We start from the raw sequence: 16,956 nt of genomic DNA, 5'->3' as shown, positions 1-16,956 counted from the left end.
CGCGCGCCTCGCCGGCGCGTCCTGCCACGCCCGGGCGCTCCGGGCGTGCCGCAATGAATCGGCATTCGCGCCTTGACGCAGGCCGTTCGCGCCCTATTCTTAGTGTGCGCGTTATGCGGATGCTTAAGCCGGTCGCAGCCTGCTGCTGAACATCGAACGTCACGCGCCTCTCGCTCATGACGCCCGCAAGGAGCCCCGATGTTCCATCAGCTACTCACCCCGATCGCCCATTCCCTGCTCACTTCGTTCATCGTGGCCGCGCTGCCGATCATCCTCGTGCTCGTGCTGCTCGGCTGGGCGCGCCGACCGGCGTGGCAGGCGTCGCTCGCGGGCCTGATTCTCGCGCTCGTCATCGCCGTGGCCGGCTGGCATTTTCCGGTCGGGCTCGCGCTCGATTCGGTCGCGGCCGGCGCCGTGTTCGCGCTCTGGCCAGTCATGTGGATCGTCTTCGCCGCGATCCTGCTCTACAACGTCGCGCAGCGCTCGGGGCGTTTCGAGGCGTTTCGCCTGTGGATGGTCGATAACCTGCCGAACGACCGGCGCATCGTGCTCGTCGTGATCGGTTTTTCGTTCGGTGCGCTGCTCGAAGGCATCTCGGGTTTCGGCACGCCCATCGCGATCACGAGTTCGCTGCTGATCCTGCTCGGCTTCCCGACGCTCGAAGCGCTCACCTTCACCCTGATCTTCAACACGGCGCCGGTTGCGTTCGGCGCGCTCGGCGTGCCGATCACCGTGCTCGGCGCCGTCACGCATCTGCCGACCGACGCGCTCGCCAAGATGGTCGGCCGCCAGTTGCCGCTCTTCGCGTTCTTTCTGCCGTTCTACGTGATCGGCGTCTACGCGGGCTTTCGCAACATGACGCGCGTCTGGCCGGTGCTGCTGGTGTCGGGCGGCGCGTTCGCGCTCACGCAGTTCGTCACGTCGAACTACATCAGCTATGCACTGACCGACGTGCTCTCGTCGCTCGTTTCGCTGATCCTGACGATCGCGTTCCTGCGCGTGTGGAAGCCCGTCGCGGACGAGCGCTTCGCGGTGAACGTCGAGCGCCTCGGCACCACGCGCTCGACGATTCCGGGCGGCCAGGGCTGGCTGCCGTGGATCGTCGTCTCGGTGGTCGTGATCGTGTGGACGGTGCTCAAGATCTTCCTGATCGGCGACGTCAAGGTCGCGTGGCCGGGCCTCGACAAGGCCGTCTACATCACGCTGTACAACCAGCCCTACGGCGCGATCTGGGACTTCCAGCCGCTCGCGACCGGCACCGCGATCCTGGTTGCGTCGATCATCACCGCGCTCCTGGTGAAACTGCCCGCGCGCGAATACGGCGCGGCGATCGTCGATACATGGGTGCAGACGCGCATCGCGATTCTGACGGTCGCGACGATCGTCGGCCTTGCGTATCTGATGAACTACTCGGGCATGAACTACACGCTGGGTCTCGGCGTGGCGTCGGTCGGGCCGTTTTTCCCGCTCGTCTCCGCGTTCCTCGGCTGGGTAGCCGTGTTCCTGTCCGGCAGCGACACGTCGGGCAACGCGCTGTTCGGGAACCTGCAGGTGGTCGCGGCGAACCAGCTCAACCTCAATCCGGTGCTGATGGCGGCGACCAACTCGTCGGGCGGCGTGATGGGCAAGATGATCTCGCCGCAAAACATTTCGACCGGCGTCGCGACGACCGAACTCAAAGGCAAGGAAGGCCTCGTGTTCGCGCGCACTTTCTGGCATTCGATCTTGCTCACCGTGCTGCTCGGCGTGCTCGTGTGGCTGCAACAGAACGTGCTGACGTGGATGATCCCGCCGCACTGATTCCCCGCTCTCCCGATTCTTGCGCTTTCGTTGCGCGAACCCTTTTTTGGTATGCGCGCGGTGCTAACATGCGCGGACTTTCGATACGCAAACCGAAGTCCGCCCCGCCATGTCACCCGCCAATCTGCTGCAACTGATCGTCCTCGCCGCCCTGTGGGGCGCGTCGTTTCTCTTTATTCGCGTGGGCGTGGCCGAGTTCGGCGTCGCGCCGCTGATGGCTTTGCGGGTCGGCATCGGCGCCGTGTTTCTCGTCGCGATGCTGCTGGCGCGCCGTCCGCTCGCCGCCACGGCCGCGACACTGCGCACGCGCTGGCGGCAGCTGTTCGTCGTCGGCATGCTGAATTCGGCCGCGCCGTTCTGTCTCTTCGCCTATGCCGAACTGACGCTCTCGGCCGGCGCCACGTCGGTCATCAACGCGACGACGCCGCTCTTCGGCGCGCTCGTCGCCTACGTGTGGCTTCGGGATCGCCTGACTACCGCGCGCACGATCGGCATGGCCATCGGCTTCGCCGGCGTGCTCGTGCTGGTGTGGAATCAGATCGCCCCGGAACAGGCGGGCCACGATGCCCCGCTGCCCGTTCAGGGCATGCTCGCGGCGGCGGCGGCACTCGCGGCGTCGGCGCTTTACGGTGTGGCGGGCAACTTCGCGAAGAAGTACCTGATGGACGTCGACGCGATGACCAATGCCGCCGGCAGCATGATCGGCGCGACCCTCGCGCTTGCGCCGATCGCGCTCCTCACGTGGCCCGCCGCGCCGATTTCTGCGCATGCGTGGGGTGCGGTGCTCGCGCTCGGCATTGGCTGCACGGGTGTCGCGTACTTCATCTATTTTCATCTGATCACGGTTGCGGGCCCCGCGCGCGCCATGACCGTGACCTTCATCATCCCGCTCTTCGGGATTTTGTGGGGTGCGCTGTTTCTGGGCGAGCACGTTTCGCCCGTGATGCTGGCAGGGTGCGCGATCGTGCTCGCGGGTACCGCGCTCGCCACGGGCGTCGTGAAGCGCGTGCCCTTCATCGGACGACGCAAACTCGCGCCGTGAACTGGCTCCTTCGGGTCCGGACGATCACACTTGCCAAGGAATGCAAAGTTGATTTGGCGGACTCATCTGATGCGTTTCAGGGTTGTCCAACCCGCGACAACCCTCCAAACGCGGTCTAATCCCCCCGCACCGGCCCTCTCCCCGCCTTGATCGCCCCGCGCTTCACCTTGCCTTCAACGCGGCGCAATTGCGAAGCCTGCGTCGGCTTGGTCGCGACGCGCTTGCGCCGCGTAACAGAGACGCTCCGAATCAGTTCGTCGAGCCGAGCGAGCGCCGCCGCCCGGTTCATATCCTGCGTACGATGCTCCTGCGCCTTGATGACGATCACGCCTTCCCGCGTGACGCGGCTGTCGCTGAGCGCGAGCAGACGCGCCTTGATATGCTCCGGCAGCGACGACGCGCGGATGTCGAAGCGCAGATGGATCGCGCTCGACACCTTGTTGACGTTCTGACCGCCCGCGCCCTGCGCGCGCACGGCCGTCAGCTCGATTTCGTTCGGCGGCACGGCGAGGCTGTCGGTCATCGTCATCGATCGCTCCTTTATCCAGCATTCATGCCAGACGGCGCATTCTCGCCGCAAGCCCGGAATCGCGCCGCGTCGGCTCTCTCACGGCCTGCGCGAAGATCGCCGCCGAGCCGATCACTTCGACCCTGCGCTTGGCCCGCGTGATCGCGGTATAAACCAGTTCGCGCGACAGCACACGCACGAACGTGCCCGGCAACACGAGCGCCGCGTGCTCGAACTCCGAGCCTTGCGACTTGTGGACGGTCAGGGCGAACGCGGTGTCGTGCGGCGGCAGCGCGGCGGGCGATACATAGCGCAGCGAGCCATCGGCGATGCGAAACGCCACGCGCAACAAGCCGTCCGCGCCCGGCAGCGCAATGCCGATATCGCCATTGAAGAGTCCGAGCGCATAGTCGTTGCGCGTGACGATGACCGGCCGCCCGGCGAACCACTGTGCACCCAGCGCAAGCGCGATGCCCGCCTGCTCGCGCACTTTCGCCGCGATGCGCGCGTTCACCTCGTCGACGCCGCGCGGACCCTTGCGCGTCGCGCACAGCACGCGGAAGCGGTTGAGCGCGTCGAAGAGCCCGGCGTGATCGGCCTCCTCGTCATCGAGCACGGCGGACAGCGCCTCGGCATAGGGCGCGAAACCTTTGGCAAGGCGCGCGAGCGTGCGCTCGGCGAGCGTCGCGTCGCCATCGTCGAAGAGCACGGCCGCGCGCTCGCCGGACGGATCGAGCGCGTCGAGCGCGGCCTTTTCGTCGCCGTCGCGGATCGCGATCGACAAACGGCCGATGTCCGAATCGAGTCCGAAGCGATAGTTCTTCTGCAACCAGACGACGCAATCCGTGAGCGCGGGCGCCGATTCCGCGCGGCCGTCGTCCCAGTCTTCGGGCAGCGTATCGAATAGTTCGTCGTAGCCTTCCGACTCGTCGACGGGCGCGGAATCGAACAAATCGAGTTGCGGCTCACTCGACGGATGCGGCTGGACGGCGCGCGCTTCGGCGTGCGGCAGCGCCGCCTCCAGCCGCTTCGCATCGACCGACAGCGCCGACGCGATACGCGCGACGCCCGCGCCGCTGAACGACGGCGTGGCGCTCAGTTCCGCGAACACCGCGCCCGCCTCCACGGCCGCGAGCTGATCCTTGTCGCCGAGCATCACGAGACGGGCCGCGGGAGCCACGGCTTCGAGCAGATGCGCGGCGAGCGCGACATCGATCATCGAGGCTTCGTCGACGACGATCACGTCGTACGGCAACGGATTGTCGCGATGATGCCGGAAGCGCCCGTCCGCCTGCACGCCGAGCAGGCGCTGCAAGGTGAACGAGGTGCGCGGCAAACGCTCGGCGAGTTCGGGCGGCAGCTTGTCCGCGCGTTCGATGAGCGCCTCCTGCATGCGCTGCGCGGCCTTGCCGGTCGGCGCGGCGAGCGCGATGCGCAAGCCCGGATGGGCGTCGAGCAGACACGCCAGCACGCCGACGACCGTCGTCGTCTTGCCGGTGCCCGGCCCGCCGCTCACGATCGTGAGCCGTCCCGCCAGCGCGACGAACGCGGCGACGCGCTGCCAGTCGATCTCGTCGTCGGCGCGCGGGCCGAAATAGCGCGCGATACGCTCGGCCTGCCGCAAGACGGCCTGCTGCGAAATCTGCACGCGCGCCGCGCGCGAGCGCTCGACGAGCGCCTCGGCGAGCCGCCGCTCGTAGTCGAAATAGCGCGCGAGATAGAGCCGCCCGTTCTCGTCGATGACGAGCGGCAGCAGATCGGCCGCATCCGTGCGCGCACCGCCGCGCACGAGGCACGCGACTCCGCTTGCGAGCAGCCCGTCGCGCGCCTCGTCGAAGCGCGCATCATGGCGACGCGCGAGCGCGCCGAGCGGCACGCACACATGGCCTTGCGCGGTCGCGCGGCTGATCGCGAGCGCGGCGCGTTCCGCCCACAGCACACCGCGCTCGTCCGCGCCGAGCCGCGCTGCGAGCGCGCTCATGCGCCGCGCGAAGCCTTCCGCGAGCGCCGCGTTTTCGTCCGCGGGCGCGGGCGCGGCGCGCGCCGTTTCGATGGCATCGGGCGTGCTCATGCCGCGCCTCCGGACATCAGGCGATCGAGCGCCTCCACCAGTTCCCGCGAGGGCCGGCCGCGATGCACGCCGGCAGGCGACTCGCCATCTCGCCAGTCGGGGCGTACGCCACGCACGAAGAGATACAGATAGCCGCCGATATGCGTGTCGTACGCATAACCCGCCAGACGCGCGCGCAGATAGCGATGCAGCGCGACCACGTAGATGAGCGCCTGCAGATGATAGGCATGCTCGTTCATCGCGACGGCAAGCGGCGCGGCGGCATAGTCCGATACGGCGTCGCCCAGATGATTCGACTTCCAGTCGATGATCCAGTAGCGCCCGTCGTGCTCGACGATCATGTCGATGAATCCCTTGATGAACCCGCGCAACGCGCCGCTTTCGAGCGCGACATCGGGAAAGCCGTGCGCGGCGAGCAGACGCCGCAGCGCAGTGAAATCGAGCGTCTCGGCGGAGAACAGAAACTCCAGCTCGTTCATGCGACGCGTCATCGCGATGTTCTCAAGCTGCATGCCGGGCGCGATTTCGGTGGCGAGCGTATCGGCGAGCAGGCGCAGCATCATCGGACGCAGACGCGGCGCGAGCGCCTCGGGCGCGGGCGTCGGATGCTCGTGCAACGCGCGCTCGACGGCGCTGTCCCAGCCCGAAGGCGCCGTGAAATCGGCGAGCTCGAACATGCGATGCAGACATTCGCCCGCCGCCGCGCCGCGCGGAAACGCGAGAATGTCGTCGGCGGCGAGTGCGGGCGCTTCGGTCCGCACGATGTCCTTGAGCGCGGCAAGCTCGTCGTGATCGGGACGCGCTTCGGCCGGCTGCGCCTGATTCGCCTCGTCGCGCGCGCCGGCGGCGATCAGCGAACTGAAGCTCGCCATGCGCCAGCGATCGCGCAGAATGCGCTTGTTCGTGCGCGCGGCGATCTCGTGTGCGCCCGACGTGTCCGCGACGAGCGGCTCGCGCACGTCGATGACCGGCAGCGGCGCGACGCCGATCGCGCCGTTTGCCTGCGCCGCGAGCGCGTGCCACGCGGCGGCGATATCCGCTTCCTCGGGCGGCTCATGGCAGAACGCATCGAAGTCGCGCCCCTTGCCCGCGACGAGCCAGTTGAGCACGCTGCGGCGCGATTCCTTCGTCGAGCGGCTCGACATATAGACCCCTGCGACGACGTAGCAGCGGAACACCGCGCGCGTCAGCGCGACATACACGAGGCGCGCGCGTTCGGCCGCCTGCTCGCGCGCGATGGCCGCGCTCACGTGTTCGTCCTCGTCGGCCTCAATGCCGTAATGCAGCACCGCAACGCCCGCGTCGTCGTGATACTCGCGCGCATCGGGCAAGCCTGTTTTCGACGCATCGCGCGCGGCTCCATCGTTCAGGAACGGACAGAACACGACCGCGTACTCCAGCCCCTTCGACTTGTGGATGGTCACGATCTGCACGAGATTGCGGTCGGATTCGAGGCGCAGTTGCGCTTCTTCGCCGCCGCCCTGCTGCTCGCGTTGCGCGGCCAGCCAGCGCAGCGTCGGCGCGATGCCGGGCTGCTCGGCCGAGCGCGCCTGCAACAGCTCCGCGAGATGATTGACGTTCGTGAGCCGGCGCTCGCCATCGGCGCGTGCGACCAGACGCGTCGCGATCGACAGCTCGCGCGCGAGCGTGCGCCACATCACCGCGAAACCGCGCTCGTGCCAGATCGTGCGATAGCGCGAAAAGCGCTCGACCCAGCTCGTCGAATCGATCGGCTCGCCGTGCGGATCGGCCGCGTCCGCGTGTTCGAGCCGCCAGAGCGCGGCGGCGTCGAGACCGAACCAGTCGGTGGCAAGCGCGGCGCGCAGGCGGCGCAAATCGCCGGGCGTGTCGATGGCGGCGAGCACGCGCTCGATCTGCTCAGCGTCGAGCGAACCGAATACCGACGCCTGCGCCAGTTCCACGCTGCCGATTCCCCACGCCGCTAGCACGCGCTTCACGAGGCTGCCCTGCCGATGCGTCTGCACGAGCACGGCGATATCGCCCGCCGAAAGCGGCCGTGCGCCGATACGCACCTCGCCGCGCTGCGCCCCGCGCAAGAGCCGGGCGATCTCGGCGGCGCAGGCTTCGGCGGCATCGCGCTGCGCGTTCGTTTTCAGAAGCGCGGATTCGCCGTGCGGCAGCATCCACACGCAGAAATCCGCGATGTCCGAATACGCGGCGGCGGGCGTTTCGTCGATGAACGGGCCGCGCTTGCGCGTACCCGCGCGCACCGGCTGGTAGTCGAGGCCATCGAGAATGAACGCGGCCGGATTCGCTTCGAACAGGCGGTTGCATGCCTCGATGATCGGCGGCGTCGAGCGCTGATTGACCGCGAGCGTATAGCGCGCGCTCGCGCCGTGGCGCGCGGCGAGATACGTGTGCAGGTCGGCGGCGCGGAAGCTGTAGATCGCCTGCTTCGGATCGCCGACGAGAAAGAGCGGGCCGTGCGGCGCGAACACGCGGTTGAAGATTGCGTATTGCAGCGGGTCCGTGTCCTGGAATTCGTCGATGAGCGCGGCCGGATAGCGCGCGCGCAGCGCTTCGGCGAGCCACGCGTGCCGGACCAGCGCGTGATGCAGGTTCGACAGCAGATCGTCGAACGACACGACGCGGCGCGCGCGCTTTCTCGCGGCAAGCTCCGCCGGCGCGTGACCGAGCCACTCACGCACGACGTCGAGCCACATCGCGCGCTGCGATGCTTCGGCTGCGGCGGCGGACGCGGCGAGCATATCGGCCTGATCGAAAAAGGCGTGCGCGGGCGGCGTGTTCCTGAGCTTGGTTCCCTTCGCCAGCGCGCTCGCCGTGAGCTTGAGCGCGCGCTCGGGCGGCGGCGCGTGACAGTCGCCCTCGGCGAAATACGCAGTCCATGCGTCGATAGCTTCACTGACGATCTTCGCGCTGTAGCTGTTGCCCTTGAGCGCGCCCTGCGCGTCCGCAAGCAGCTTGACGATGGTGTCGCGCTCAGCGTTCCACAGCGCGCAGGCCTCTTCGAACAGCGCCTGCACGTCGGCGGCCTGAGTTGCCTCGGCGCCGCCCCAGCGCAGTGCCGCGAGCGGCTTCTTCAGACGCCGTGCGAGCTGCGCGTCGAGCGATGCGGGCCCCGCACCCTTCGCGACGAGCCACGACGCGAACGACGGTGTGCGCGCCGCCACCGGCTCCACGCGTTCGCGCCAGAAATCCGCCGCGAGTTCGAAGCGCAGCGCGCTGTCGTCGGCTTCCATGTCGAACGCGAACGGCATCGCGGCGGCGAACGGCGCTTCCTGCAGCGCGCGCTGACAGAACGCGTGAATCGTGTGGATCGCCGCCTGATCGAACGTGGCCACGGCGATGCGCAGACGTTTGGCGGCCTCCTCGGCGTCGATGTCGGCAAGCGTCGTTTCGAAGAGCCGCTCGATGAACGGATCGCCGGCAGCATCGCCGTTCTCGATGGACTGCGCGACGCCCGCGAGCCGCGAACGGATGCGCTCGTGCAGCTCGGCGGTCGCCGCCTTCGTGAAGGTGACGACGAGAATCTGCTCGACGCTGAGCCGCTTCTCCAGCAACAGGCGCACATACAGCGCGCAGATGTTCCAGGTCTTGCCCGTGCCGGCGGAAGCCTCGATCTGGTTCACGCCGTCGAGCGCGCAAGCGAAGACGTCGAGTTCCTGCACGGTGTCGTCCACGAATGATGTCGTCATGCGCCGCTCCGCAGATGTTGCACGAGCGGGTCGTACACGATGCGCGCGAATGCGGCGAAAGTGTCGTCGAGCGCGAGGTCCGTGCCTCGGAACGCGATGCGAAATACGGGGTCATCGGATTCGGCGCGCGTGCGTTCGGATTCCCACGCGGCCTGCGCTTTCGAATCGCCCTCCTTCACCTTGAGCCACGCGCTCTTCGGAAAGAATCTGAGCGGCATGCGCCGTCCGGCGCGATACAGCGCCGCAAGCGCCGCCAGATGCGCGAGCGGATCGGCGACGGGCGTCAACTCGAAATCCGCCGATTGCGCACCGCGTCCGTGCCATATCGTGCGGCGCGGCCCTTCGGGCAGCGCCGCGCAGTAGGCAAGATGCGCGAGCCATGCGGACAGGTAATCGCGCGCGCGCGGCGCGTCATAGCGATAGATCACCTGGCCCTGCGGCGTCAGCGCGTTGAGCGTGCCGACGAGCGTCATCGGCCGCACGTCGACGAGCGCGTCGTCATAGGCGCCGAACAGCGCGACACCGGCCGTGTCGGGCCAGCGCGGCGCGAGATCGAGCGAGAACGGCAGACGCTCGACGCCCGCCGCCGTCGACGCGCGCACGCGCTCCGCCAGAAGACCCAGCGCATGCAGCTCGCGCGCCTGCCACACGCCGCCTGTCGCGCCGCCCGGCATTTCCGGACTCGCGCGCGCGACGCGTCTCGCACGTTCGCGCGCGGCGCGGTCGCCATCTTCGGCGGCTTCGAGCAGCGCGGGCAACACGCGCGCGGCAAGCGCGTCGCGACCCGCGAAGCCCAGTTCGAACGGCTCGTTGGCGTCGAGTTCGGCCTCGGCGTCCACCAGCGCGATGCCGAGCCGGTCACGCAGAAGCGCGCGCGCGGGATGGCGCCAGAAGCGCACGAAATCATCGAAGGCGACGGTCTGCACGTCCTCTTCCTGCGGCAAGGGCGTGGAGAAAAATCGCGCGACAGGCTGCGTCTTGCCCGACTCCAGCGCGTGGGCAAGTTCGGCACGCTCGGGTTCGTAGGTGAAGAGCCGGCCATCCTGATGGAAATAATCGGGCGCATAAGGCTGCAACGGATGCTCGAAGACGAAGCCCGCGCGCGCTTGCCCGAGTTCATCCGGACTCGCATGCTTGCCGGCGACGGAGCGCGCCAGATAGTCGAGCAGTTCGTCGATCAACGCGGCGGGCGGCAGCACGGCGTTGTCGCGGATGCTGCGCCCCGTGTACGCGATCATCAGCCGGTCGCGCGCCGCGAGCACGAGATCGAGAAACAGGTTGCGCTCGTCGTCGCGGCGCTGGCGGTCGCCAAGCTTGCCGAAGCGCGCCATCAGGTCGAACTCGTCGGCGCGCGTGAGGCTCGGCAACATGCCGTCGTCCATGCCGAGCAGGCAGACCACGCGATACGGCAACCCGCGCAGGCTCGTCAGCGACGAGAACGTGACGCCCCCCCACGGCACGCCGCCGCGCGCGGGATCGTCGAGCGTATCGGTGAGCGCCGTGCGGATCACGGCGGCGGAAACCTCGGTTGCGCCCGCGCCTTCGTCCATCGCGACGATGAGCGCATCGATCGCGCGGCGCACGTCACCGACCGAATCGGTGAAGGCGACGCCCGCGTCGAAGAAACGTTCGAGCGCATCGCGCAGCAGATCGCCCCAGGCGCGAGCCGTGCGCGGCGTCGCGATGCGTTCGGCGAACGCGTCGATGTCGTCGACGAAGCGCGTGAGGCGGCCGAGCAGTTCGGCGTCCGAGCCGTTCGCGCCTTCGATCGGCAGCCATTCGGCCACCGGTGCGCCGCCGCCCGGCAGCGCGTACCCGAGATAGAGACGTGTCAGCGCATCGGAGAACGTGTGACGCGCGGCGGGCACGTCGTCGGCCGTGACGTCGTCCGGGCGCAAGCCGCGCCGCGCGCCCGCGGCCGCGAGCCACGCCTGCGCGGTTTCGAGCGCGATGGCGTCGATGCCGTAGCGCGCCGCGATCGCGTCCACGCGCAGCCATTCCACGAGTTCGGGCGCGCCGACGCTGCGTTCGGTGAGCGCGAGCCAGTCGATGAGCGCACGCGCGACGGGATTCGCCTGCGACGGCGGCAAACCCGTGATGCGATAAGGAATGCGCCGCCGCTCGTTGCTCGCGCCCGCCGGCGCGGTGCCGAAAATGCCGTCGATGAGCGGTCCCGCCACCGCGAGATCCGGAAACGCGACCAGCACGTCCGAAGGCTCGAGACCTTCGATGGTGTCGAACCAGTCGAGCAGGCGGTCGTGCAGCACTTCGAGCTGGCGCGACAGGCTGTGACACACGTGCACTTCGATGCCGGTCTCGACGATGTCCTCAGGCTCCGGTCCGGCGTTCTCGTCGTCGAGCGCGAGGATGCCGTTCTGCACGCGCGCGAGCCACGTGGGCGCGGCGTTGTCTTCGAAAAGCTGCCGCTCGCTCGACGCCGCGCGCTCGGTCAGTTCGTGCAGCATGTGCAGTTGCGCCTGCGTCTGCCGTCCCCACTCCGCGAGCAGCGGATGACCGACTTCCTGAAAGTCCGCTTCACCCTTCAGTTCCAGTTGCTCGACGCGCGCCTCGCTCACGATGTCGAACCAGAACTCGCGGCAAGGATTCTGCGCATAGACACGCACGTCGATCCAGCGCGACAACTCGCGCAACAGCGCGATATGCAGCGGCGGCATCGTCGGCAGCGCGAACACGCTGATGCGGCGCGGCCATTGCGCGCGCATGACGGCGTCGAGATCGAGTTCGGGGGCATCGGCGAGAAAGCGGTAGGCGGGCGGCGTCGGGTCTTTCGCTTCGCCGTCGGCGTCTGTGTCGCGCGCGAGGTCCGCGAGCAAGGCGCGCCAGAGCGCGGCCTGCCAGCGTTCGTCCTCGCGCTGGATATCGTTCGCGCCGGCCAGACGCGGGCCGCGCGCATCGATCTCCGTGCCGCTGCCCGCCAGAATCGAGCCGCCCGCCTGCCAGTGCGTGAGCCATTCGGGGCGATACGTCAGATAGTGGTCGAAGACCGTCGCGATGCGCCGCGCGAGTTCGTAGCGCATCGAATCGTCGGCGGCGCTCAGATACGTGGACAGCCGCGCCGAATCGCCGAACGACGGATCTTCGAACAGCCGGTAGCAGCGCCACGCGAGCCGGTCCGGCGCGAACGGCGAATGCGCGGGCACGGGCAGCACGCGCCCGATCTGCGCCCATAGCCATTGCGCGAGATAACAAAAATCAACATTCGCGCAGATGCCGAAGCGCTCGGCCATGTCGAGTTCGAGCCGCCGGCGCACGGCGGCGCTCGGCACGATGACGGCTTCGCGCGCGAAGGGATCGCTCTCGCGCATCGCGAAGGCGTCGAGGTCTTCGAAGAGCGCGGCGGCGAGCGTCTCGTGACGGTTCGAGTAGAAGAGTTCGAGCATGGAAAGCGGCCTCGAAAGGCGCGATTTGAAAAGCTTTGTGAGAGTTCAGGCGCCAGCATAGCAAAGCATGCGCGACCCCGAGAACCTGGCCGGATGGCCGAGGTCCGAACCCCTGGTGAGTTGAGTTAGACTCGTTTCTCGCCTCGCCCTGGAACCTTAACGAGCGTCAATACAGGAAGTCGATGCGCTATTCGTTCGAAATCAGGAAGTTCATTTACAGCCAGTATTTCTTCGGCGGCTTGCGCATCGCTTTGGGCGTGTCGCTGCCCGCCGTCCTGATGCTCATCGTTTTTCACAATCGCGAACTTGGTTTCACGATCGCAACCGGCGCGCTCGGCGCGTGCGTCGTCGACATGCCCGGGCCGCTGCGCCACAAGCACAACGAGATGCTCGCGTGCACGCTGATCGGCTTCTGCGCGGCGCTCGCCACAGGCATCGCGACGGCGCATCCGCTGACGCTCTGGCTGACCATCGTGCCGCTCACCTTCGTGCTGTCGCTGATCGTCGTGTATGGCAACCGCTGGCCGCAGATCAGCTTCGCGACGCTCTTCATGATGGTCGTCACGCTCGAAGAGCATTTCACGCCGATGCAGGCGCTCATCAACGCTTCGTGGATTCTCCTGGGCGGCCTCTGGTACACCTACTGGGCGACGCTCGTCTCCCGCCTGCTCGTGTATCGCATCGAACAGCAGGCGCTCGCCGAGAGCATCTTCAGTTGCGCCGAGTATCTGCTCGCGCGTGCCGATTTCTACGACGGCGACGCCGATCTCGACGAGTGTTATCGCAGGCTCATCGAAAAGCAGATCGCAGCCGTCGAACGGCAGGAGGCGGCGCGCGACATCGTGTTGCGCAATCTGCCGAAGGTGAAAAGCGGCAAGCTCGATGCGCGGCGCGCGCGGCTCTTCAATCTTTTCATCAACGTGGTGGATCTGCACGAGTTCTTCGTCGGCGCGCACACGGATTATCCGCTAGTGAGAAAGACCTTCGCGGGCTCGGACGTGCTCATCTTCTATCGCGACCTGATGAGGAAGGCGAGCGCGGATCTGGAAGAGATCGGCCTCGCGGTGTTGCAGAACAATGCGGCGGGCAGGCAGATCAGCATGAAGGCCGAGTTGCGCGCGATCGAGTACGAACTGGAGCTGATGCGCAAGCACGGCTTGCCCGAGAAGAATCCCGAAGCGTACACGGCGGCGGCGGCCGTGTTCAGGCGTCTGTGGAGTGCGACGCGCCTCATCGACAAGATGCGCCGCCGCACGCGCGACGACGCGAGCGCGATCGAAACCGAAGTGCAGATCGATCACGCGCTGTCGCGCTTCATTTCGAGCCGGCGCGTGCCGTTCATGCAGATTTTCTCGAACCTCACGATGGCCTCGCCGAGCTTCCGGCACGCGCTGCGCGTGACGATCGCGGTGGGCATCGGCTTCTGGCTCGGACGTCTGTTGCCGCTCACGAACGCGTACTGGATCGTGATGACGACCGTCATCATCCTGAAGCCCGGCTATTCGCTCACCAAGCAGCGCAACACGCAGCGGATCATCGGCACGGCGATCGGCTGCGCGGTGACCATCGCGCTGATTCTCTTCGTGAAGGAGCCGCATATCCTGCTCGTCGTGATGTTCGCGTCGATGGTGATGAGCTATAGCCTGCTGCTCTTCAACTACACGGCGAGCGTCGTGTTCACATCGTCGTATGTGTTGCTGATGTTCCATCTGCTCGCGCCAGGCAGCTTGCGGCTGATCGGCGAGCGCGCGATCGATACGGTCGTCGGCTGCGCGATCGCCATCGCGGCGAGCCATCTCTTTCCGTACTGGGAATATCGCCTGATGGGCAAGCTCGTGAAGGATCTGCTCGCCGCGACGCGCAGCTATCTGGAAGCGAGCTGGTGGTGGCGGGCGAAGCCGGCGTCGCCCGCGGAGAAGGCCCGCGCGGCTGCTTCATCGACGATGGAAACGCCGGTCGAGCGCGCTGTATTCGCCGATGCGAACGCGGTGGCGGTGGCGGCGTCGGCGGTTGCGGAAGCGGCGGCCCAAACCGTCGCGGTCAACGCCGAAGCCGTCAGCGAACCCGCGCTGGTCACCGACCCGGCGATGAAGGCCGCGAGCGCGACGGCGCAGCGTCTGTCGTCGGTGAGCATCGGCGAAAGCACGGCGGCGACGGCGAGCAAGGGCGCATCCGCCGCAGCCACGGTCGCCGCTACCGCGCTCGACCGCGACTTCCGCTATCGGCTTGCGCGCAAGAATGTGCATATCGCGTTCGCCAATCTGGCGCAGGCGTTCCAGCGCATGATGCTGGAGCCGAAGCCGCAGCAAAGATACGTCGCCGAATTGAACGATCTGCTCGTACAAAGCCATGTGCTGGCTTCGCAGATCACCGCCGCCGCGCCGCTGCTGCAGTCGCTCAACGAAGCGGGCGGCCAGCCGTTCGAGCCGGTGCAGCGCACCTTCGGCGTCGTGCGCGACAACCTCGCGGGCGCCGAGGGCGAACTGCCCGCCGCGCCCAAGCCCGATGCGCCGCCCGCGCAAGCGGATGCGCTCAAGGAACTTCGGCGCGATCTCGACAAGATGGTCGTCGATGCCGAGCGCGCGCAATCCTTGCCCGCCGATGCGCTTCACGACCTGAAACTGCTCGCGCATCAATGCAAGCAGATGCTGACGGCCTCGTCGCTCATCGGCAAGGATGCCGCGCAGATTCGTCTTCCGGTGTGACGGGGCGCTACCGCGTTACTGTGACGCGCCGATCGCGGGCACGGCCGGCCGCACGTCGCTCGCGGCGGAGGGTTGCGCGTTTTGCTGATCGAACGCGCGCTTTTCACGGATCGCGTTGAAGAGGACCGTGCCGATCACCAGCAACACCACGACGACGATGAACACGCTGACCGCGCGCGTCGGATTTTTCTTGGGCTTGCCGTCCGTCGGGCGGGAGTCGCGGGGGTCGTGGGTCATGAAATGGTGTGTGACGCGGTGTGGGAAAGGACCCGACATGGTACTCGGGTTGGGTTTCAGTTGGATTGCGGCCGAGGCGGTTCGCGCAGCGCTGGTCCGCGTCGTTTCGGAACGCGCACGCCGCGCGCGAAATTCTGTGCTGCACCCTGTCGCTTGAACGACGCGCGCCGGATGACGATACTACTCACGATTCCATGCGCGTCCGATCCCGGCAAGGGCTGCAAGGGGCAAGACCGGGATACCTTGTGACCGGACGCGTTGTGCCGCCCTCACCGGGCGGCTCTTTGTTTGCGGCGCACGTTAAGGCTCCTCAACTCTCCAGCGTCGGCCTGACCGGCAACGCCGTCGAATACTTGATCTGCTCCATCGCAAAGCTCGAACTCACGTCATAAAGCGGCACCGCGCGAATGAGCAGCTTGTACACGCGATCGTAGTCGTCGATATCGGACACCACCACGCGCAACAGATAATCGGTTTCGCCGCTCATCCGATACACCTCGACCACTTCCGGAATATCGCGCACCGCGCGCGTGAAATCTTCAGCCCACGTCTGCGTGTGCTGGTTCGTCCGCACCGCGACGAAAACGGTCGTGCCGACGCCGAGCTTCTTCGGATCGCACAGCGCCACCTGCGCGCGGATCACGCCCGTTTCCTTCAGGCGCTGCACCCGCTTCCAGCAAGGCGTCTGCGACAGATTCACCCGCTGCGCGAGCTCCGCGATGGGCATCGTCACATCGTTCTGCAGCAATTCGAGCAACTTGCGGTCGATGAGGTCCATTCCCATGCTGCGCCCCTTATAGGAAATTATTCTATTTCTGGATGTTCGAGCGGAATTATATGGAAACTAATTCTTGAGGCAAGCCGGTATAAATAAGCCGATCGATAACGACAAACAGACGGCTCCATCCACTATGCGACTCGAACATGTCAGCGGCCCGGCGCGGCCCTTCTCCCCGGCTCATCCGGCTTCGGATTCCCCCGCCCATCAAAGCCCGGCGCTCGAACAACTGTGCCGCGAGATCGACGCGGCGTTCGCCGCCGAAACCGGGCCGCGCGCATCGTTCGGCGAGCGCGTGCGCCTTGCGCTGCAACGCGCGGTCGCCGATCCGGGCCTGCTGCGCCCCGATCAGCGCGTGAGCAATCCGCAGGGTTATCGCCGTCATCTGCTCGCCGCCGATCCGCTCAACCGCTACGCGATCGCCGCGCTCGTCTGGGAGCCGGGACAGGCGAGCCCGGTGCATGGTCATCGGACCTGGTGTGGCTATGCGGTGATCGAAGGCGGCCTCGAAGAAACGCTGTATCGATGGGATGCCGCCGGCAATCGCGCGGTGCAGACGCGGCGTCACGCGCGCCCGCCAGGCGCGGTTTCTTACGTGGATGCGGGGCGCGGCGCGATCCATCAGCTCGGCAATCCCGCCGATACCGCCGCGCGCGCCGTGTCGCTGCATATCTACGGCGTCGCGGGCGAGCAGATCGCCACGCACGTCAACGATCTGCTGGCGGCCTGAAGAACGC

Annotated in this window: 10 protein-coding genes; 4 read left to right on the top strand and 6 right to left on the bottom strand. The window is 67.2% G+C overall.

Annotated features, from left to right (window positions below; all coding sequences use genetic code 11):
- Positions 1-198 precede the first annotated feature (198 nt).
- Positions 199-1,800, top strand: a complete 1,602-nt coding sequence (locus NK8_RS04710; RefSeq protein ID WP_213227748.1) for an L-lactate permease — start codon at positions 199-201, stop codon at positions 1,798-1,800.
- 109 nt (positions 1,801-1,909) lie between these two features.
- Positions 1,910-2,842, top strand: a complete 933-nt coding sequence (locus NK8_RS04705; protein ID WP_213227746.1) for a DMT family transporter — start codon at positions 1,910-1,912, stop codon at positions 2,840-2,842.
- Positions 2,843-2,957: 115 nt separating this feature from the next.
- Here the strand turns inward: NK8_RS04705 and arfB are convergent, their stop codons facing one another.
- Genes arfB through recC form a run of 4 tightly spaced genes read right to left on the bottom strand, consistent with a single transcriptional unit; the run spans position 2,958 to position 12,499 of the window.
- Positions 2,958-3,371 (bottom strand): alternative ribosome rescue aminoacyl-tRNA hydrolase ArfB, encoded by a 414-nt coding sequence (arfB, locus tag NK8_RS04700; protein ID WP_213227744.1) that lies wholly within the window; start codon positions 3,369-3,371, stop codon positions 2,958-2,960.
- Between the two features lie 22 nt (positions 3,372-3,393).
- Entirely contained in the window at positions 3,394-5,421 is a 2,028-nt protein-coding gene (locus NK8_RS04695) for an AAA family ATPase (protein WP_213227742.1), read from the bottom strand.
- Positions 5,418-9,098, bottom strand: coding sequence for an exodeoxyribonuclease V subunit beta (gene recB, locus NK8_RS04690; protein ID WP_213227740.1), 3,681 nt, complete (start codon positions 9,096-9,098; stop codon positions 5,418-5,420). The genes NK8_RS04695 and recB overlap by 4 nt, the downstream gene beginning before the upstream one ends.
- Positions 9,095-12,499: an exodeoxyribonuclease V subunit gamma gene (gene recC / locus NK8_RS04685; RefSeq protein ID WP_213227738.1), complete on the bottom strand. Its 3,405-nt coding sequence runs from the start codon at positions 12,497-12,499 to the stop codon at positions 9,095-9,097. The genes recB and recC overlap by 4 nt, the downstream gene beginning before the upstream one ends.
- Positions 12,500-12,681: 182 nt before the next feature.
- Here recC and NK8_RS04680 point away from each other — a divergent pair, with 182 nt between their 5' ends.
- Complete coding sequence (locus tag NK8_RS04680) at positions 12,682-15,204, top strand: FUSC family membrane protein (RefSeq protein ID WP_213227736.1); 2,523 nt, start codon at positions 12,682-12,684, stop codon at positions 15,202-15,204.
- Positions 15,205-15,219: 15 nt separating this feature from the next.
- Here the strand turns inward: NK8_RS04680 and NK8_RS04675 are convergent, their stop codons facing one another.
- Together NK8_RS04675 and NK8_RS04670 are read right to left on the bottom strand one after the other, a co-directional pair.
- Positions 15,220-15,441, bottom strand: a complete 222-nt coding sequence (locus tag NK8_RS04675) for a hypothetical protein (protein ID WP_061175905.1) — start codon at positions 15,439-15,441, stop codon at positions 15,220-15,222.
- Between the two features lie 310 nt (positions 15,442-15,751).
- On the bottom strand, positions 15,752-16,225 hold the full coding sequence (locus tag NK8_RS04670) for an Lrp/AsnC family transcriptional regulator (RefSeq protein WP_087131368.1): 474 nt from the start codon (positions 16,223-16,225) through the stop codon (positions 15,752-15,754).
- A 127-nt stretch (positions 16,226-16,352) separates the two neighbouring features.
- Between NK8_RS04670 and NK8_RS04665 the strand changes: the two genes are divergently transcribed.
- Positions 16,353-16,949 (top strand): cysteine dioxygenase family protein, encoded by a 597-nt coding sequence (locus NK8_RS04665; protein WP_213227734.1) that lies wholly within the window; start codon positions 16,353-16,355, stop codon positions 16,947-16,949.
- The last annotated feature ends 7 nt before the right edge of the window (positions 16,950-16,956 follow it).

Source organism: Caballeronia sp. NK8, assembly GCF_018408855.1.
Taxonomy (GTDB): domain Bacteria; phylum Pseudomonadota; class Gammaproteobacteria; order Burkholderiales; family Burkholderiaceae; genus Caballeronia.
This window is presented reverse-complemented; position numbering and strand designations above follow the sequence as displayed.